Origin of the sequence: Amycolatopsis sp. cg5, assembly GCF_041346955.1 — a bacterium.
In the GTDB taxonomy this organism is placed as follows: Bacteria; Actinomycetota; Actinomycetes; order Mycobacteriales; family Pseudonocardiaceae; genus Amycolatopsis.
Genome location: NZ_CP166849.1, coordinates 7039305 through 7058248 on the forward strand (window position 1 = coordinate 7039305; position 18944 = coordinate 7058248).

Here is an 18944-nt window from a genome sequence, read left to right on the forward strand (position 1 = left end):
ACCCGGTACGAGGATGATCCCGCGGCACCGCCGGCGACCACCTGGATCACGACTCCCATCGCACAAGATCCCCAGGACACGCCCTAGACCGGTCGGTCTAGATATGCCATGGTACCCATAGACCGATCGATCTATGGGAGCACTCGTGAGCACAGCCAAGAGCGCCTGCATCCTCTGCGAATGCAACTGCGGCATCGAGGTCACGCTGGACGGCCGCAGGCTCGCGAAGATCAGCGGCGACAAGGAACATCCGGCGTCGGCGGGCTACACCTGCGAGAAGGCGCTGCGGCTCGACCGCTATCAGAACGGCCGCGACCGCTTGACCTCGCCGCTGCGCCGCCGCCCCGACGGGTCGTACGAGGAGATCGGCTGGGACACCGCCATCACCGAGATCGCGCGGCGGCTCGAAGTCATCCGTGACGCGCACGGCGGGGACAAGATCTTCTTCTACGGTGGCGGCGGGCAGGGCAATCACCTCGGCACCACGTACAACCGGGCGTTCCAGGCCGCGGTCGGCGCGCGGTACTACTCGAACGCGCTCGCCCAGGAGAAGACCGGCGAGATGTGGGTCGACGGCAAGCTCTACGGCGGTCACACGAAAGGCGACTTCGAGCACGCCGAGGTCGTCGTGTTCGTCGGCAAGAACCCGTGGCAGTCGCACAGTTTCCCGCGCGCCAGGCCGACCTTGCGGCAGATCTCGGCCGATCCGGGCCGCAGCATGGTGGTGATCGATCCCAAGCGCACCGAGACGGCCGACCTCGCCGACTTCCACCTGCAGGTCAAACCGGGCACGGACGCCTGGTGTCTCGCCGCGATACTCGGCGTGCTCGTGCAGGAAGACCTTGTCGACAAGGCATTCCTGGCCGAGCACACCACCGGCGCCGACGCCGTGCTCGCCGAACTGTCCGATGTGGACGTTCCGGGGTTCGCGGACGCGTGCGGGGTGCCCGAGGACCTGATCCGTGCCGCCGCGCGGCGCATCGGGTCCGCGTCGAGCGTCTGCACCTACGAGGATCTCGGTATCCAGCAGAGCATCCACAGCACGCTCTGCTCGTACCTGAACAAGCTGCAGTGGATCCTCACCGGCAACTTCGGCAAGCCGGGCGCGATGTACCTGCACTCGTCGTTCGTGCCGATCGCCGGTTCGAACACCTCGGCGGCCGCCAAGCCGAGCCGGGTCACGCCGGTCACCGGCGCGCGGATCATCGCGGGCCTGGTGCCCTGCAACTCGATCGCCGAAGAGATCCTCACCGACCATCCCGATCGGTTCCGCGCGATGTGGCTCGACAGCGTCAACCCGGCGCACTCGCTGGCCGACTCGCCCACCTTCCGCCGCGCGCTCGACGCGCTGGACCTGGTCGTCGTCGTGGACGTGGCGTTCACCGAGACCGCCAGGCACGCCGACTACGTGCTGCCGGCGGCGAGCCAGTTCGAGAAGTGCGAAGCTACGTTCTTCAACGTCGAGTTCCCGCACAACGCCTTCCAGCTCCGCGCGCCGCTGTTCGACCCGCTGCCGGGCACCATGCCGGAGCCGGAGATCTACGCCAGGCTCATGCGCGAGCTCGGCGCCGTCGGCGAAGACACGCTCGACCGTCTGCGCTCGGCCGGCCGCGCGAACTTCGCCCAGGCGTTCTTCACCGAGGTCGCCGCCGACCCGCGGCTCATGGGCCTCGCACCGTACGTGCTGTACGAAACGCTCGGCCCCGAGCTGCCGCCGGGCATGGCCGGCGCGGCCTCGCTCTGGGGCGCCGCGCACCTCTGTGCTCAGGCGAACCCGGATTCCGTGCGCCGCGCGGGTTTCACCGGCGAAGGCCTCGAACCCGGCGAAAAGCTCTTCGACGCCGTGCTCACCCGGCGCTCCGGAGTGACCTTCACCGTCGACGAGTGGGAGCACGTCTGGAACTACGTGCGCCGCGACGACCGCCGATTCACCATCGCGCTGCCCGAACTGCTGACGGAGCTGCGCAAGCTCGGCGACGAGCAGCCCGGGAAGACCAGCGCGGAATTCCCGTTCGTGCTCTCGGCCGGCGAACGCCGTGCCTTCACCGCGAACACCATCTTCCGCGACCCCGGCTGGCGCCGCCGCGACACCGACGGCGCGCTCTTCATCAGCCCGGCGGACGCGGACCGCCTCGGCGTCGCGACCGGCGACCACGTCACCCTCACGACCGCGCGCGGCAGCATCGACACCCCGATCGCCGTCAACGACCGCATGCAGCCGGGACACCTTTCGCTGCCGAACGGCATGGGCGTCGACTACGCGGCGGCCGAAGCCGACCCCGTGCACGGCAACCGGACCAAGACCGGCGTGGCCCCGAACGAACTCACTGAATTGGACTGGCGCGACCCCTTCGCTGGTACTCCGTGGCACAAACACGTGCCCGCCAAACTCGAACCCGTATCACGCTAGAACACCGCACCGACAGTTTTCAGTGAGCGCACGCGCGTACCTTGTCCCCCATGCCGCCACGCACGACCTACCGCCACGGTGACCTGCGGCGCGCGTTGCTGGAGGCGGGTACGGCGATGGCCCGCGAAGGTGGCCCCGAGGCGGTCGTCCTGCGCGAGGCCACGCGCCGCGCCGGCGTCGCGCCCAACGCGGCGTACCGCCATTTCGCCGACCGCCAGGCCTTGCTCGCGGCGGTCTGCGGGGTCGCGCAGGCCCAGGTCGCCGTCGCGATGGAGACCGAGCAGACCGCGCTGCCCGCCACCACGGACCGCGCCGAAGCCGCCCGCGCCCGCCTGCGCGCGATCGGCGTCGGCTACCTCCGGTTCGCCCAGTCGGAGCCGGAGCTGTTCCGCACCGCCTTCTCGGTCCCGCTCGACATGACCGACGCCGGCGCGCCCAACCGCGCGGGCCCGAGCGGCTTGACCCCGTTCCAGCTGCTCTCGTCCGCGCTCGACGGACTGGTCGACGCCGGGGTGCTGTCCACCGACCGCAGGCACGGCGCCGAGTTCCTCGCCTGGTCGGCCGTCCACGGCTTGGCGACGCTGGAAACCCAGGGTCCGCTGCGCAGGCTCGACGACGAACTCCGCGAGACGATCGGGCAGCGCGTGCTGGACATGATCGAAAACGGCCTCTGACGGCTCAGCCGCGGTAGGCCTTCCACTGGTCCTTCATACGGTCGATCTGCCCGTCGGAGAACCGGGTCAGGCAGGCGTCGTCGCTGTAGTCCATGTAGTTGTGGATCGGGTCGAGTCCTGGCTTGTCGCAGGTGTCGCGGCCCTTGGGGCACCCGGAAGCGGCGCTGCGCTCGTAAGGCGTGTCATCCACGTAGTCACCCGGCGCCTTACAGCCGCCCTGGAAGGTGTGGAGCAGCCCCATCCAGTGCCCGACCTCGTGCGTCGCGGTCTTGCCGAGGTCGAACGGGGCCTGGCCGCCGGGCAGGGTGTTGTACGCCAGCACCACGCCGTCCTTGCGCGGCTTGGCGGTGTACTCCCAGGGGAAGGTCGCCCAGCCGAGTATCCGGGACTCGGGCTTGGCCGTGTAGAGGTTCAACGCGCCCGCGTCGCCCCGGTGCAGGCCCTGCTTCATGGCCAGCTCGGTCGAGGAGTCGTACCGGACGGCGAACCAGTCGGCGTCGTCGGTGCGGTCGACGCTCTTCAGGTCGAACTTGAAGCCGGTGCCGCCGAAGTCCTTGTTGAGCACGGCGATCTGCTTGTCGATGTCGGCGTCGGAGACCTTGCCGTCCGGCCCGTCGGTGATCACGTGGAAGTGGACCGGGATGGTGGCCGCGGCCACCCGCGGCGTCGGCGAGAGGGCGAGCCTGGCGCGGAAGTCCAGCTCGGCGACCGTCGCTTCGACCGTGCCGACGTCGTTGAAGCCGCCGTCGCGGTCGCGGGCCGCCGCCGAGGCGGGCGGGGTGGCGCAGTCGTCACCGGCCGCGCCGCCCGTGCTGTTCGGCACGGCCAGGAACGTCAACGCCAGCGCGGAGATCGCGACGACATGTGCGGGCTTCATCCGGCACTCCCCTTCCGGTTGCTGTGTGCAACCGGAAGGTACTCAGCCCCGTGCCCGGCGACCCTCTCAGCGGGACACGGCCACCCCACCGTGGACGGGTTTTCGCCCGTTCAGTCCCACCAACGCCCGCGCATGCCGTCCCTCCCCCTCAAGTAGCGGCGGCGGTCTTACCCCCAGGAAGGCCGTCGCCGCGCTCCACTGTGCAGGGCCGTTCGTGGGAAAATCTTGAACAGGCATTGAATGCGCAGCTAGATGGCGCTATGCACTCCTCGGGGAGGAAGAGGCCAGTTGTCTGCTCGGTTCGGCGTGCTCGGCGAGATCGAGATCCGCTTCGACGGTGTGCCCGTCGACGCGGGTCACGCCAGGCAACGGTCGGTGCTCGCCGCGCTACTGTGCGACGCGAACCGGGTGGTGTCCGCGGACACGCTGGTCGACCGGGTCTGGGGTGAGCAGCCGCCGCATCGGGCCCGCGGCACGCTGTCGAGCTACCTCACCCGGCTACGCCAGGCGCTGCCGTCCGACGTATCGATCACCCGGCATTCCGGAGGCTACCTGCTCACGGTCGATCCCGCCGCCGTCGATCTGCATCGGGTGCGGGCGCTGCTGCGCGACGCCCGCGCGGCCGGCGCCGACGATCTCGCCGAGCCGTTGCTGCGCGAGGCGCTCGGGCTGTGGCGGGGTGAGCCGTTCGCGGGGCTGGACACGCCGTGGGTCAACGGCGTGCGCGACACGGTGGAGAAGGAGCGGCTCGCGGCGGAGCTGGACCTCGCGGACATCCGCATGCGCCGCGGTGAACACGCGGCGCTGCTGCCCGAGCTGTCGGCGCGGGCCACCGAACGCCCGCTGGACGAGCGCGTCGCCGGGCAGTACCTGCTCGCGCTGTACCGCTGCGACCGGCAGGCCGACGCGCTCGACTGCTACGAGCGGCTCCGGCGCAGGCTGGCCGCCGAGCTGGGCGCGGACCCGTGCCAGGCGCTGCGGACGCTCCACCAGCGGATGCTGCGCGCCGATCCCGCGCTCGCGCCGGCGACCAGGCGGCTGCCGATGCCGCGTCAGCTGCCGGCGCCACCGCACTCGTTCATCGGGCGGACGCGGGAGCTGGCCGCGCTCACCGAGCTGCTCGACCTCTCGGGCGCGCTGCCGATCGCGGCCGTCGACGGCGCGGGCGGCACCGGGAAGACCTGGCTCGCGGTGCACTGGGCGCATCGGCACCTCGACCGGTTCCCCGACGGCCAGCTGTACCTGAACCTGCGCGGGTTCGACCCGTCCGGCGCCGCCGTGCCGCCGTCCGCGGCGATCCGCGCGTTCCTCGACGCGCTCGGCGTCGACCCGTCGGCGATACCGTCCGGAGTGGACGCTCAGGCCGCGCTGTACCGCAGTGTGCTGGCCGACAAGCGGATGCTCGTGCTGCTCGACAACGCGCGCGACGCCGCGCAGGTGCTGCCGCTGGTGCCGGGCGGCTCGCGCTGCACGGTGGTGACGACCAGCCGCAACCAGCTGACCGGGCTCGTCACCACGCACGGCGCGCGCGACCTGACGCTCGGCGTGCTCTCCGACGCCGAGTCGCGCGAGCTGCTCACCCGGCAGCTCGGCGCGGCGCGGGTGGACGCGGAACCGAAGGCGGTCAACGCTTTCGTCCGCTACTGCGCGGGGCTGCCGCTGGCGCTGAGCATCGTCGCGGCGCGGGCGGGACGGCATCCGGGGTTCCCGCTCGCGGCGCTGGCCGAGGAGCTGGAGGACGGCGCGACCCGGCTCGACGCGCTCGGTTCCGGGGACCTGAACGCCGACATCCGCGCGGTGTTCTCGTGGTCATGGCACGCGCTCGGCGCCGACGCGATGGCCGTTTTCCCTTTGCTGGGCTGCTTTCCGGCGTCGGACATCACGCCGTTCGCGGTCGCGAGCCTCGCCGGGCTGCCGCTGAGCCGCGTGCGCGGGCTGCTGCGTGAGCTCGAGGCCGCGAGCCTCGTCCAGCAGCACGCGCCCGGCCGCTACCGGATGCACGACCTGCTGCGGCTGTACGGCTCCGAGCAGGCGCCGGCCGAGGAGGCGCAGGCGGCGCTGCGCCGGGTCACCGAGTTCTACCTGCACACGGCGCACGCGGCCGACCGGCTGCTCGACCCGCACCGGCCGAGCATCGAACTCGGCCCGCTGCCGCCGGGCCGCGAGCCACAGGCACTGCCCGACCGGGCGGCCGCGCTGAGCTGGTTCGCCACCGAGTACGCGAACCTCGGCGCGATGCACCGGCTGGCCGTCGAGTCCGGCTGGGACGAAACCGTCTGGCTGCTGGCGCGGAAACTGGAGGCCTACCGCTGGCTGCGCGGCCACGCCGACGACAGCCTCGTCGCCTGCCGGGACGCGGTCGAGGCGACGCGGCGTCTCGGTGACCGGAGCGCCGAGGGCTGGGCGCTGGTGATGCTCGGGCACGCGCTGACCCGGTCAGGGCATCTCGACGAGTCGCTCGCGACGCTGCGGGAGTCACTGTCCGTGCTGGAAACCACGGGCGATCTACTGGGGCTGGCCAACGCGCACATGGCCACCGGCGACATGCTCGGCCTGCGCGAGGAACACCTGCCCGCGTTGCGGCACACCAAGCACGCGGTCCGGCTGTTCCGCGAACTCGGCGACGTGACGTGGAGCGCGGTCGCGCTGACGATGGCGGCGAAATGCTGCGCCAGGCTCGGCCGGACCGGCGCCGCGCGCGCGTGCTCGGAATACGCGTTGCCGCTGCTCAGGAAGTACGACAACCAGGAAGGCGAGAGCGCGGCGCTGCTCGTGCTCGGCGACGTCGCGCCGACGAGCGGCGAGGCGATCGGCTACTACGAGCGGGCGCTGGACGTGCTCAGCGGGCTCGGTTACACGTTCTACTTACCGGACATCCAAGCCAAGCTCGGGGAAACGCACGCCGCCGCGGGCGACCTCGAACGCGCTCGCGCGGCCTGGCAGGACGCGCTCGAGTTGTACGCGGCGCAATATCGGACGGCCGACGTCCGCCGGATGCGCGACCGCCTGCGCTGACAAGTTCTGTCCTCCCTCGAATGGCGTATGGCCGCGCGGGATTCACTGGTCTATACCAATCAGAAGGCTTCTTTACTCAGGCCGCTCCGCCGCCCCTGCACCGGAGGTCCCCGCATGTCCTTCTCCCGGAAACTGACCGCGCTCGGCGGGCTGCTGGCCGTCGCGCTCGGCGTCGTCTCCCCCTCGGCCGATGCCGCCGCGGGGTCGCCGCTGCCCGTGGCCCCGTACGTCGACATGGGCGCGTGGCCGACCCCGGTTCTGTCCACAATGTCCGCTTCCGGCGGCGTCAAGGGCTTCACGCTCGGCTTCGTGACGTCGTGGGGCTGCAAGGCGAGCTGGTTCGGCGCCTACGACCCGCGCACCGCTTGGCAGGCAAGCGAAATCGCGAAGATCAGGGCGGGCGGCGGCGACGTCAAGGTGTCGTTCGGCGGCGCGTCCGGCATCGAGCTCGCGCAGGCCTGCAGCAGCGTCTCGACGCTGGCCGCCGAGTACGACGCGGTCGTCAAGGCGTACGGGCTGAAGTACATCGACCTCGACATCGAGGGCGCGGCGGTGGCCGACCCGACGTCGATCCAGCGCCGCTCGCAGGCGTTGAAGATCGTGCAGCAGAACAACTCCGGGCTGAAGATCTCGCTCACCCTGCCGGTGCTGCCGAGCGGGCTCGACGCCAACGGGGTCGCGGCCGTCCAGGCGGCGAAGAACGCGGGCGTGAACCTGGACATGGTCAACGTGATGGCGATGGACTACTACCAGGGCGCCGGTGACCAGGGCGCGAAGGCGATCTCGGCGGCGAAGGCCACCCAGGCGCAGGTCAAGTCCATCTTCGGGCTGTCGGACGCGGCCGCGTGGAAGAAGGTCGGCGTCACCCCGATGCTCGGGGTGAACGACTCGCAGAACGAGATCTTCTACCAGAAGGACGCCCGCGCGCTGGTGGCCTTCGCGAAGACCGTCCACTTGGGAATGCTGTCGTTCTGGGAGGCCGGGCGCGACGCCAACGCCTGCAACGGCGCGCTCTACAAGTGCACCAACATCACCCAGGCCAAGTACGAGTTCTCCAAGATCTTCGCCGGCTACACCGGCTGACCCCATGGCCGGGATAAAGCCCGCTTTACTCCCGGGGATAAAGCGGGCTTTATCCCCGGGAGTAAAGCCCGCTTTATCCCGGTCCTGAGGGGGTCAGGGGAGGTAGTACATGGGGTTGGGGAGCTTGACGGGGTGCTCGGCGAAGCCGCCGGTGAGGTCGCTGAACTGGTCGCCGAGGTTGAGGACGATCGTCGAGGTCCGCGAGATATAGGCGCGGGTGCCCGACTTGTACTGGACGGTGGTGCAGGTCAGGCCGCACGGGAGGTAGTCGGGCGCGGTCGTCTTGGGCTTGAAGAAGGCGCCTGCCGGGGCCGGGAAGCCCTCGTTCGCGAGGTTCTTGAGCGACTGCGGGCCCTGGAACTCGTTGCGGCCGGTCAGGAAGTAGACCTTCACGCCGTGCTGCGACGCCCAGTTCGCCAGCTCCAGCACCGGCTTGTTCGCGACGAAGGTGCCGTTGTCGATGGCCTGCTGCTGCTTGACCGGGTCGAAACCGAAGTCGTTGTCGGCCTCCCAGCCGTAGGTGACCTCGGACGTGTCGTCGACGTCGAGCACGATCGCCGGGTTCTTCACGCCACGCGCCAGCCTGCGGGCGAGATACTGCTTGGCGTCGTCGACCTGGCGTTTCATGTCCTTCACGAAGGTGCTCGTGTCGGAATAGTGGTGCTTGCCAGCGGCATCGACCGTATCGCCGTAATACGCCTTGACGTCCAGTTTGACCTGGCCGATGTTCGCGGGCTCGCGGCTGTGCGACCAGCCGTCCGAGGTGGCGATCGCGGTGGCACCGCCGGCGACCGTCGCGCCGACCGCCGCCGCGGCGGCCAGCTTGAGCAAACCGGACAAGCGGCTCATAAACGTTCTCCCTACGTGCGTTGTGCGCGGCAGAGGAACGCTACCCCGGATCGGCCGATTCTGGTCAACACCAAAGTCGCTTCTTCGCGGCCTTTCGGTTTCAGCTTGCGCCGCAACACATCCGGGTCGACGTCGAGGCCGCGCACGAGGATCTCCAGCCTGCCGACCTCGTACTTCTTGAGCAGCGCGCGCAGGCTTTTTTCGCTGTACGGACCGTGTTCGAGTATCCGGAATGCCCGGATTCCGGCGGGTGGCTCGTTTCCGGTCAGGTACGCGATCCGGTCGTCGAGCTGCCACAGCCCGTGCCGCGCCGCGTAGTGCCGGACGAGCCCGGCGCGGACGACCGCGCCGTCCGGGTCGATGAGCCATTCCCCCGGTTCACGGCTGGGTATTTCATCGGGCTCGGCGTCGGTGAGAGTCCATTGTGTACCGTCCGAACGCAACACCGTCGCGCGCCGCGAGACCGAGGTTTCCCCGCGCCACAGGCACGCTTCCCGCACCTGGCCGTCCAGCGACACGACCTCGACCTCGTCGGCCCATGGCGCGATGTCGAAGTCCAAGCCCGGCGCGCACTTCACGGACAGCTCGCGTCCGGGATAGGCGTCGATCAGCTCGTCGAGCGGCGGCAGAAAGTCCTCCGGCTTCCAGGCACGCCTGCCGGCCGAATCACGCCGAGCCGGATCGGCGACGACAACAGTGTCCCTGCTGACCGGGCACAGCGCGTCGGCACGCACCAGGCCGGGCGAAACCCCTGCCGCAGCAGCATTGTGCCGGGCCATGGCGAGCCGCACTTCGTCCAAATCGGACCCCAAGGCCCGGGAAGCGACCCGCGCGATCTCGATCAGATCGGCGCCGACGGAACACGTCACGTCGTGCACATCACGCCCCGCCAGCCGGGCCGCCCGATGCCGCGCGACCAGCCCGGCACTCGCTTGCTGCAAAGCATCCGAAGTGAACAGCCAGTCGGCAGCGTCCAGTTTGGACGTCGACTTTCGGCGCAGCACAGCCGTTTCCAGCACCGCGGCCGCGTGCTGCTCACCGACGAGGCGGCGCACGAACGCGACGTCACCGATGGGATCGGTCAGCGGCCGGGTGGCGCACTCGGCGAGTGCCGCCACCCCGGCCGCTGACTTCAAGAACCCGACATCGTCGAGTGAGAACGCATAAGCCACTTAGGACGGCCGCTTGGTCCCGGTGATCATGACGTTGTAGAACAGCTCGCGCGGCAGCACCTTCGACAGCAGCTTCTTGTCCAAAGCGGACAGCCGCAGCCACAGCCGGTACGCGAACAGCCGCCACCGCAGCGTCAGCTTCTCTTGCGGCACAGCGGCTTCGAAGGTCCGGATCGGCCAGCCCGCGAGCGCGGCAGCGAACTCCTCGGTCACCGCGCGCACGTCCTGCGCGCCCGCGTCGCGGGCCTGACCCTCCAAAGTGGCCGGATCGAAGGTGTGGATGTCGACGACGGCCTCCAGCGCGGCCGCGCGCGAGGACTCGTCGAGCTCCTCCTGCGGACGGCGCCAGCCACGCAGCACCGGCAGCTTCGTGACGTTGGTCGTGAGGAACCACGTCAGCTGCCCGAGCTTGCGCGCGTAGGTGTCGCCGATCTTCGTCGGCTCACCGGCGAACACGAACCGCCCGCCCGGCTTGAGCACCCGCAGCACCTCGCGGAACGCCGCCGGGAGGTCCGGGATGTGGTGCAGCACGGCGTGCCCGACGACCAGGTCGAACGAGTTGTCCGGGTACGGGATGCGCTCGGCGTCGGCGACGCGGCCGTCGACGTCGAGGCCCAGCTTCTCGGCGTTGCGCAGCGCGACCTGGACCATGCCGGGCGAGAGGTCGGTGACCGAGCCCTTCTTGATCACCCCGCCCTGCATCAGGTTCAGCAGGAAGAAACCGGTGCCGCTGCCCAGTTCCATCGCGGTCGGGTACGGCTGGCCGTCGTCACCGGCGACGGCGTTGAACACGCCGGTCGCGTAGGAGATGCAGCGCTCGTCGTAGGAAATGGACCACTTCTCGTCGTAGGTCCCGGCTTCCCAGTCGTGGTACAGCACGTTGGCGAGCTTGGGGTCGGCGAAGGCCGCCTTGACCTCTTCCTCGGTCGCGTGCGGGTTGGGTGCTGGATCGGTCAAAGCTACTTCCCCTCGAAAGTGGCCTTGCCTGGCCCGTTCTCGATGAACGACTTCATGCCGTTCGCCTGGTCTTCGGTCGCCCACAGCGCGGCGAACAGGTTCGCCTCCAGCTTGAGCCCGGTCGCGAGGTCGACGTCGAGCCCGCCGTCGATCGCGGCCTTGGCGGCCGCCAGCGCCACCGCGGGGCCGTTCACGAACTGCGAGGCCCACTTCAGCGCGGCCGCGTACACGTCGTCCGGCGCGACGACCTCGTCGACGATGCCCAGCGAGAGCGCCTCGTCCGCCTTCACCCAGCGACCGGTGAACACCAGGTCCTTGGCCTTGCTCGGGCCGATCAGCCGCGCGAGCCGCTGCGTGCCGCCCGCGCCGGGGATGACGCCGAGCTGGATCTCCGGCTGGCCGAGCTTGACGTTGTCGCCCGCGATGCGGCGGTCGGCCGCCAGCACGAGTTCCATGCCGCCGCCGAGCGCGTACCCGGTGATCGCCGCGACGACCGGCTTCGGGATGGCCGCGACCGCGGACACCGACGCGGTCAGCGCGGCGCCGAACTTCGCGATCTCGACGTACGACCTGGCGGCCATCTCCTTGATGTCCGCGCCGCCCGCGAAGGTCTTCTCGCCGCCGTAGAGGATCACGGCACGGATGTCGTCACGTGCCGCCGCCTCCCGCGCGGCGTCGCCGAGCTCGGCCTGCAGCTGGTTGTTCAGCGCGTTGACCGGCGGCCGGTTGAGCCGGATCGTGCCGACCCCGGCCTCCACTTCGAGGCTTACGAACTCTCCCACGCGCCATCCTCCTCATTGACCATGTGCCAGCAGGCTACCCGTCGGTAAGCAGACTACCGACGACGCGCGAAGTAGCGATCACCCGAACGCTGGAGCAGCAGATCCTGGTCGAAGGTCTTCGACAGGTTTTCGCTGGTCACGACGTCTTCGACGAGCCCGGACACGACCGCGCGGCCGTCACGCAGCAGCAGCGCGTGGGTGAAGCCAGGCGGGATCTCCTCGACGTGGTGGGTCACCAGCACCATCGCGGGCGCCTCGGGGTCGAGCGCGAGCGCCGACAGCCGCGAGACCAGGTCCTCGCGGCCGCCGAGGTCGAGCCCGGCGGCGGGCTCGTCGAGCAGCAGCATCTCGGGGTCGGTCATCAGCGAGCGGGCGATCAGCGCGCGCTTGCGCTCGCCCTCGGACAGCGTGCCGAAGGTGCGCTCGGCGAGGTGGCCGATGCCCATCGCCTCGAGCAGCTCCTCGGCGCGCTCGGTGTCGAGCGTGTCGTACACCTCACGCCAGCGGCCGAGCACCGCGTAGCCGGCGCTGACCACGACGTCGCGCACGATCTCCTCGCCGGGCACGCGCTGCGCGATCGCCGCGGAGGTGAATCCGATGCGCGGGCGGAGGTCGAAGATGTTCACCCGGCCGATCCGCTCGCCGAGCAGATCGATGGTGCCGGTGGTCGGGTGCAGCTCGGCCGCGGCGAGCCGGAGCAGGGTGGTCTTGCCCGCGCCGTTCGGCCCGAGCACCACCCAGCGCTCGTCGAGTTCGACGTTCCAGTCGAGATCGGCGAGAAGGTCGTTCTTGCCGCGCCGGACGCCGACGGCGGCCATCTTCACCACGAGATCGTCAAGTTCGCTGGGCTGGATCGGCTCGCTCACGGGCCCATTGTGGCCGCAGACGCGCGCGGCGCTGCACCGGCATGCCAGTCGAGGAGAAATCGGCAGGTCGTAGGCGTCCACCACGTGGAACGGACGTGCACAGACTCAAGCGGGATGTGGCAGGATCGAACCGTGATCAAGTCCGGCGCGTGGCGGTTCCTCCCCTTCGTGGGGACCTTCTGGCGCGACCGCACGATCGACCTGGTCCTCGTCGCGTCGAGCTGTTGTACCGCCGCGCGACACGGCCGGTAACCATACTTTTCCTCCACGCCACCGCTTCAAGCCGTGTCGCGCGTGTCCCTTCGTGGCATCCTTCCCGCGACGGAGTACCCGACGATGACCCAGTCACTGGCAACCCCGGAACTCGAGATCCACCCGCAGCTGACCGACCCGCTGCTGCCCGATCTGCTGCACCCGTCCCGCCTGCTGTGGACGGCCCGCGAGCTCAACGACCTGACCTCCACGGTCACCACGGAGCTGACCGGCAGCCTGCGCGAGCTGCTCCGCTTCGACGAGGAACGCCGATGGTGGGCCCGGCTCGCCCTCACCGACGGCGTCGAGCTGTGGCTGCTGTCCTGGCTGCCCGGCCAGCGGACCGAGCCGCACGACCACGGCGGCGCGTCCGGCGCGTTCACCGTGCTCCAGGGCGAGCTCGGCGAGGAGTACCGCTACCCCGGCGGCCCGATCCGCCGCCGCACGCACACCGCCGGCCAGGGCATCGGCTTCGGCGCAGGCCGCGCGCACCAGGTCATCGGCATCGGCGACCAGCCCTCGGCCAGCATCCACGCCTACTCGCCGCCCTTGGTCGCCACCCGCGAGTACGCCACACTGGCCGACGTGCCAGCCGAGATCCCGCCACTGCCCGCCGTGATCAGCCGATGAGCGCCATCGACGACGCGATCGCCGCCGCCCGGTCCACTTTGGACCGCGCGGAGCCCGCCGACGCGCAGCGCCTGCAGCGCGAAGGCGGCCTGATCGTGGACATCCGCCCGATCGTCAACCGGACCGAAGAGGGCGAGATCCCCGGTTCGGTGCCGATCGAGCGCATCCACCTGGAATGGCGCCTCGACCCGTCGAGCGAGTGGCGCCTGCCCGAGGTCACCCCCGACCTGCCGGTCGTGGTGGTGTGCAACGAAGGCTGGGCGTCCTCACTGGCGGCGGCCGACTTGCGGCGCCTCGGTCTGACGAACGCGACCGACCTCGTGGGCGGTTACCGCGCCTGGAAGGCGGCGGGCCTGCCCACCCAGGAAGGCGGCACCCCCGCGGTTCCGTAGGACCGGGATAAAGCCTGCTTTACTCCCGGGAGTAAAGCAGGCTTTATCCCGGTCGCCGGAACACGCGTTCGGCCACCATCGGCCTCCGCTGGTAAAGGCAGTCTGCTGCACCTAGCGGAGCAGAGGCTGAAGTGAGGGGACCCCTCGGTGCGTATGTCGCACCCAGGGGTCCCCTCGCTGCACGCTCACGACGTTTCAGCCAGGGCTGAAATCGTTGCTATACGGCCGTTCCCTCCCCCAGGATCAGTACGTCAAGGATTCACATCCAGCGTGGCCTGCAAGGGGGACGCGCGGCCCTGGCTCCACTGTGGACCGTTCCAGACCGCGCCGGTGCGACCGTTCGCTGCTCTTCCTGGTGGTGACCACCCTTTGAACAGGAGAACAATGCAGAAGACGATCACTCGCACCCTGCTCACCGGCGCGATCGCGGGCAGCGTGCTCATGCTGCTGCCGGGCGCCGCGTTCGCCGGTCCGGCCAGTCACACGTGTCCTCGGGTCGGTGAGCGAGAATGCGCGACACTCGCCACCGGTTTCCCGGGCGGGACCATCTCGGTGGACGCGGACTCTCACGGCAACGGCACCGCGTCGTGGGAGATCAGAGGCGTCAACACCGGCTTCAGGTGCAGCGCCTCCTTCGAGATGGCCGCCGGGCCGCAGTCGTGGGTCTGCCGGAACGCGCCGGCCGACGATTACGCGGGTGTCGTGCGCGGCTACGGGCCGCTCAACATCGGTATCCGCTGGTAACTCAACGATCGAAACTGGGGAAAGCAATGGGTAAGTTCTTCAAGCGCGGCGCCGTCGTGGCCGTGACCGCCGCGTCGATCGCGGTGATCGCGCCGCAGGTCGCGCTCGCCGGCGGGCAGTCGGCCACCTGTCAGGGAACGGTCTGCTACCTCAGCGTCGCGGGCTACAAGGGCGGCGGCCTCTCCATCGACGCGGACGTGCACGGGCAGGGCACCGGGCACTGGATTGTGTGCAGCTGGGACGGCAAGTGGTGCGCGGAGAAGGACTTCGACGCGAGCGCCGGTCCCGGTTCCTGGCTGGAGAGCTGGGCGCGCCAAGACGCCAATGGCGGCTTCGACGCCAAGGTGACCGGCCCGCAAGGCCCGGTGACCATCGGCCTGCGCTGGCTCGACAAGCCGAGGGGCTGAGCCGTGCGCAAGGTATTCGCCGTGTTCGCGGTGGCGGGCTCACTGCTCGCGCTGCCGCAGGTCGCGCACGCCGGCGGGATCAGCTCCACCTGCGAGAAACCGACCTGCTCGGTCAGGGCCAGTGTCTGGGGAACGCACACCATCAACGTCGACGCCGACTCCCACGGCAGCGGAACGGCCGAGTGGGTGGTGGAAGGCCCCAATGGCTACCGCTGCTCCACCACCTTCCCCGCGCAGGACCCGCCTCGGTCATGGACGTGCTTCAACGCACCGGAAGGCACGCACGTCGCCAAGGTCACCGGTCCGCAGGGCCCGACCAACGTCGGCCTCCGCTGGTGAACCTCAGAAGCGAAAGGAAAACCTTGATGCGCAAGGCATTCACTCGCGCTCTCGTCACCACGGCGGTCGTCGCGAGCGCCGTCGCCGTCACCCCGCAGGTCGCCTTCGCCGGTGGCGCGCACAGCGACTGCCCGCACGCGCTCACCTGTGGCGCGAGGGTGAGCGGCTTCCCCGGCGGCACCATCTCCATCGACGCCGACAGTGGCGGCGGCGGGATCGCCAACTGGTCGCTGCAGGGCACGAATCCCGGCAACAACTACAGCTGCGGCACCGCGTTCGACGCCTACGCGCCGCCGAAGTCCTGGCTGTGCACCGGCGCGCCTCCCGGCAACTACAGCCTGCGTGTGCAGGGCCCCGACGCGCCGACCATGGCGGGTATTCGCTGGTAAAAGCTCGTGCGCGTTCCGGCTATGCGAAAGCCACAGGTGGCGTGTTAGGCCTCGTTCTGGGTGGCAAGGGCGGCCATTGTCACCCAGAGCGTTGCAAGGGCGCCCCTTGTCACGTGCCAAGGGTGGCTGGGGCGAGCGAGCGGAAGAATTTCTGCACCCAGCGGAGCAAATCTTCCACTCGCGCCGAGACCCGGGCGGTAGGTGGCCAAGTACCGGTCCGCTAGAACCGCCCACAACACTCGCGCCCCCGAACCCAGACCATCCGCGTACCGGAAGGGTCGGCACGCGTACCCGGAGAGTCGGCAGCGTGCCAACCGTCCAGGTACGCGTGCCGACCCTCCAGGTACGCAGATCAGAGGTGAGGGTGCCCCAGAGTGCTTATCACGCACCGAGGGGCCCTCGCTTCACAAGCTGGGCCGGGATAAAGCCCGCTAAACTCCAGTCCTCAGGCCAGGTGTACGCGGGCCAGTTCGGCGGGGCTCGCCAGTAGTTCGTGCTTGGGCAGGACCCGGACCGTGTAACCCAAAGAGCCCGCGTAGGGCAGCCGGATCTCGGCCGCGAAGGCGCCGATGCCGTCCGGATGCATGGCCACGGTCACCACATCGCTGAGCTCGTCGCCGTCGCCCACCTTGCCGACCACGGCCTGGACGTCCACTTCGGACAGATCAAGCCCGGCCAGGTCGATCCGGGCGCGCACCTGGACCTCGGTGCCCACGACCAGCGGCTCCTTGACGCCGACGATCAGCTCCGAGTCGAAGATCCGCACCTGCGGCCACGCGGTGCCCAGCTTCGTCCGGTACTCCGCGAGCGAACGCGCGCCCTGGTAGCCGTCGGACGTCGCCGCCGCGACCATGCGCGACGCCGGGACGTAGCCGGACTCGACGTATTCGCGGACCATGCGCGACGCCTGCACGCGCGGGCCCAGCGTTTCCAGTGTGTGCCAGACCATCGACATCCAGCCGCCGGGCACGCCCTCGAAGTCGCGGTCGTAGAACAGCGGCGCGATCTGCTGGCCGAGCAGTTCGTACAGCGCCGCCGCTTCGAGGTCGTCGCGGCGGAGCGGGTCGGTGACGCCGTCGGCGGTCGGGATGGCCCAGCCGTTGCTGCCGTCGTAACACTCGTCCCACCAGCCGTCGCGGATCGACAGGTTGAGCCCGCCGTTGAGCGCCGACTTCATCCCGGACGTGCCGCACGCCTCCAGCGGCCGGACCGGGTTGTTCAGCCAGATGTCACAGCCGCGGTAGAGATAGCGGGCCATGGACATGTCGTAGTCGGGCAGGAAGACGATACGGTGGCGTACCGCGGCGTCGTCGACGAACCGGACGATCTGCTGGATCAGCGCCTTGCCGCCCTCGTCGGCCGGGTGCGACTTGCCAGCCACGACCACCTGGATCGGGCGTTTCTCGTCCAGCAGCAACGCGCGCAGCCGGTCGGGGTCGCGCAGCATCAGGGTGAGCCGCTTGTACGTCGGCACGCGGCGCGCGAAGCCGACCGTCAGGACGTCCGGGTCGAACACGGTCTCGGTCCAGCCGAGCTCCAGCGGCGACGCGCCGCGCTGCAGCCAAGCCGCCCGCACGCGCCGACGCACCTCGTAGACCAGCTTCTCGCGCAGATCCCGGCGCAGCGCCCACAAAGCGTCGTCGCCGACGCGCTCGCGCAGGCCGCCTTCGCCGACGTCACCGAGCAGCGCGCTCAGCTCGCGCGCGACCCAGGTCGGCCCGTGCACGCCGTTCGTGACCGACGAGACCGGCACCTCGTCCTCGTCGAAACCGGGCCACAGCCGGGAGAACATCCGCCGCGACACCCGGCCGTGCAGTGCCGACACGCCGTTCGCGCGCTGCGCGAGCCGCAAACCCATGTGCGCCATGTTGAACATGCCGGGGTTCTCTTCCGCGCCCAGCGCGAGCACGGACCGCAGCGCGACGTCCGGCACCAGCCTGCCGTCGCCGAAGTACCGCTGCACCAGGTCGACCGGGAAGCGGTCGATGCCGGCGCTGACCGGCGTGTGCGTGGTGAACACCGTCCCGGCGCGGACGGCGGGCAGCACCTCGTCGAAGCCGAGCTGATCGGCCTGGATGATCTCGCGGGCACGCTCCAGCCCGAGGAACCCGGCGTGGCCTTCGTTGGTGTGGAACACCTTCGGCTGCGGATGCCCGGTCAGCTCGCAGTACTTCCGCACCGCGCGGAACCCGCCGATCCCGGCGAGGATCTCCTGCCGGATGCGGTGGTCGGCGTCGCCGCCGTAGAGCCGGTCGGTGACCTTGCGCAGGTCCTCGTCGTTGACGTCGGTGTCCGTGTCGAGCAGCAGCAGCGGGATCCGCCCGACGCGCGCCTTCCACACCTGCGCGTGCAGCACCCGCCCGGCGGGCATGGCGACGTCGACCAGCACCGGCCGCCCGCGCTCGGTGAGCAGCTCCAGCGGGAACGCGGTCGGGTCGATCACCGGGTAGTGCTCGACCTGCCAGCCGTCGAGCGAGAGCGCCTGCCGGAAGTACCCGGCGCGGTAGAGCAGCCCGACGCCGACCATCGGCACGCCGAGGTCGGACGCGGCCTTGAGGTGATCACCCGCGAGCACGCCGAGGCCGCCCGAGTAGTTCGGCAGCGCCTCGGTGACGCCGAACTCCATCGAGAAGTAGGCGACGGCTTCGGGCAGCTCGCCGTCCTGCTCCTGGTACCAGCGTGGCTCGGTGAGGTAGTGCTCGAGATCCTCGATGGCCACGCGTGAGCGCTCGAGGAAGTCCTCGTCGACGGCGAGCTTCGCCAGCCGCGAAGGCGGTAGCGCGGTCAGCATGCGCAGCGGGTCGCGGATCCGGTTGAACAACTCCGCGTCCATCGACGCGAAGAGGTCACGCGTCGGCGGATGCCAGGTCCACCGGAGATTGGTCGCCAGCGCGCCGAGTCCCGCGAGGGATTCGGGGAGGCTCGCGCGCACGGTGAAGCGTCGGACTGCTCGCATCCGGCGACCTTAGCGCCCGTGAATCTTCGGCGCTGTGACCACCGACATGGGCATTCCGTGGGCGAAGCGCAAAAGGCCTGAGTATGGTGCCCCTGCCGGGTTCTGTAACGGTCTGACTGGTTGGGGAATACGAGTGAACAGGTTCGGGAA

18 protein-coding genes are annotated in these 18944 nt (G+C 69.9%); 11 read left to right on the top strand and 7 right to left on the bottom strand.

What is annotated here, in order from left to right; all coding sequences use genetic code 11:
* Nucleotides 1-145 precede the first annotated feature (145 nt).
* Nucleotides 146-2410, top strand: coding sequence for a molybdopterin-dependent oxidoreductase (locus AB5J62_RS31490; protein ID WP_370943623.1), 2265 nt, complete (start codon nucleotides 146-148; stop codon nucleotides 2408-2410).
* Between the two features lie 50 nt (nucleotides 2411-2460).
* Nucleotides 2461-3084: a TetR/AcrR family transcriptional regulator gene (locus AB5J62_RS31495; protein WP_370943624.1), complete on the top strand. Its 624-nt coding sequence runs from the start codon at nucleotides 2461-2463 to the stop codon at nucleotides 3082-3084.
* A gap of 4 nt (nucleotides 3085-3088) precedes the next feature.
* Here the strand turns inward: AB5J62_RS31495 and AB5J62_RS31500 are convergent, their stop codons facing one another.
* Nucleotides 3089-3961: a zinc metalloprotease gene (locus tag AB5J62_RS31500; RefSeq protein ID WP_370943625.1), complete on the bottom strand. Its 873-nt coding sequence runs from the start codon at nucleotides 3959-3961 to the stop codon at nucleotides 3089-3091.
* Nucleotides 3962-4249: 288 nt separating this feature from the next.
* Here AB5J62_RS31500 and AB5J62_RS31505 point away from each other — a divergent pair, with 288 nt between their 5' ends.
* A complete protein-coding gene (locus tag AB5J62_RS31505; RefSeq protein WP_370943626.1) occupies nucleotides 4250-6976 on the top strand; it encodes a BTAD domain-containing putative transcriptional regulator in 2727 nt (908 codons plus the stop codon).
* A gap of 114 nt (nucleotides 6977-7090) precedes the next feature.
* Nucleotides 7091-8059: a chitinase gene (locus AB5J62_RS31510; RefSeq protein WP_370943627.1), complete on the top strand. Its 969-nt coding sequence runs from the start codon at nucleotides 7091-7093 to the stop codon at nucleotides 8057-8059.
* A 93-nt stretch (nucleotides 8060-8152) separates the two neighbouring features.
* Here AB5J62_RS31510 and AB5J62_RS31515 read toward each other — a convergent pair whose 3' ends face one another.
* The 5 genes from AB5J62_RS31515 to AB5J62_RS31535 are packed head-to-tail and all read right to left on the bottom strand — an operon-like array spanning nucleotide 8153 to nucleotide 12685.
* Complete coding sequence (locus AB5J62_RS31515; protein ID WP_370943628.1) at nucleotides 8153-8908, bottom strand: HAD family acid phosphatase; 756 nt, start codon at nucleotides 8906-8908, stop codon at nucleotides 8153-8155.
* Nucleotides 8909-8919: 11 nt separating this feature from the next.
* On the bottom strand, nucleotides 8920-10080 hold the full coding sequence (locus AB5J62_RS31520; RefSeq protein ID WP_370943629.1) for a class I SAM-dependent methyltransferase: 1161 nt from the start codon (nucleotides 10078-10080) through the stop codon (nucleotides 8920-8922).
* Complete coding sequence (locus AB5J62_RS31525; protein ID WP_370943630.1) at nucleotides 10081-11037, bottom strand: class I SAM-dependent methyltransferase; 957 nt, start codon at nucleotides 11035-11037, stop codon at nucleotides 10081-10083.
* A 2-nt stretch (nucleotides 11038-11039) separates the two neighbouring features.
* On the bottom strand, nucleotides 11040-11819 hold the full coding sequence (locus tag AB5J62_RS31530; RefSeq protein WP_370943631.1) for an enoyl-CoA hydratase/isomerase family protein: 780 nt from the start codon (nucleotides 11817-11819) through the stop codon (nucleotides 11040-11042).
* A 53-nt stretch (nucleotides 11820-11872) separates the two neighbouring features.
* Nucleotides 11873-12685: an ABC transporter ATP-binding protein gene (locus AB5J62_RS31535; RefSeq protein ID WP_370943632.1), complete on the bottom strand. Its 813-nt coding sequence runs from the start codon at nucleotides 12683-12685 to the stop codon at nucleotides 11873-11875.
* Nucleotides 12686-12799: 114 nt separating this feature from the next.
* Here AB5J62_RS31535 and AB5J62_RS31540 point away from each other — a divergent pair, with 114 nt between their 5' ends.
* From AB5J62_RS31540 to AB5J62_RS31570, 7 genes are all read left to right on the top strand, one after another.
* The gene (locus AB5J62_RS31540) at nucleotides 12800-12937 is read left to right on the top strand and encodes a hypothetical protein (RefSeq protein ID WP_370943633.1); all 138 of its coding nucleotides are present in this window, start codon (nucleotides 12800-12802) and stop codon (nucleotides 12935-12937) included.
* An 84-nt stretch (nucleotides 12938-13021) separates the two neighbouring features.
* Complete coding sequence (locus AB5J62_RS31545) at nucleotides 13022-13567, top strand: cysteine dioxygenase family protein (RefSeq protein ID WP_370943634.1); 546 nt, start codon at nucleotides 13022-13024, stop codon at nucleotides 13565-13567.
* Entirely contained in the window at nucleotides 13564-13959 is a 396-nt protein-coding gene (locus tag AB5J62_RS31550) for a rhodanese-like domain-containing protein (protein ID WP_370943635.1), read from the top strand. Before AB5J62_RS31545 ends, AB5J62_RS31550 begins: the two co-directional genes overlap by 4 nt.
* A 384-nt stretch (nucleotides 13960-14343) precedes the next feature.
* Nucleotides 14344-14703: a hypothetical protein gene (locus AB5J62_RS31555; RefSeq protein WP_370943636.1), complete on the top strand. Its 360-nt coding sequence runs from the start codon at nucleotides 14344-14346 to the stop codon at nucleotides 14701-14703.
* A 26-nt stretch (nucleotides 14704-14729) separates the two neighbouring features.
* Complete coding sequence (locus AB5J62_RS31560; protein ID WP_370943637.1) at nucleotides 14730-15110, top strand: hypothetical protein; 381 nt, start codon at nucleotides 14730-14732, stop codon at nucleotides 15108-15110.
* 3 nt (nucleotides 15111-15113) lie between these two features.
* Nucleotides 15114-15449, top strand: coding sequence for a hypothetical protein (locus tag AB5J62_RS31565; RefSeq protein WP_370943638.1), 336 nt, complete (start codon nucleotides 15114-15116; stop codon nucleotides 15447-15449).
* A 26-nt stretch (nucleotides 15450-15475) separates the two neighbouring features.
* Nucleotides 15476-15838 carry a hypothetical protein gene (locus AB5J62_RS31570; protein ID WP_370943639.1) on the top strand — a complete coding sequence of 121 codons (363 nt, stop codon included), beginning with the start codon at nucleotides 15476-15478 and terminating at the stop codon, nucleotides 15836-15838.
* 445 nt (nucleotides 15839-16283) lie between these two features.
* Here AB5J62_RS31570 and glgP read toward each other — a convergent pair whose 3' ends face one another.
* Entirely contained in the window at nucleotides 16284-18794 is a 2511-nt protein-coding gene (glgP, locus tag AB5J62_RS31575; RefSeq protein WP_370943640.1) for an alpha-glucan family phosphorylase, read from the bottom strand.
* Nucleotides 18795-18944: the final 150 nt, after the last annotated feature.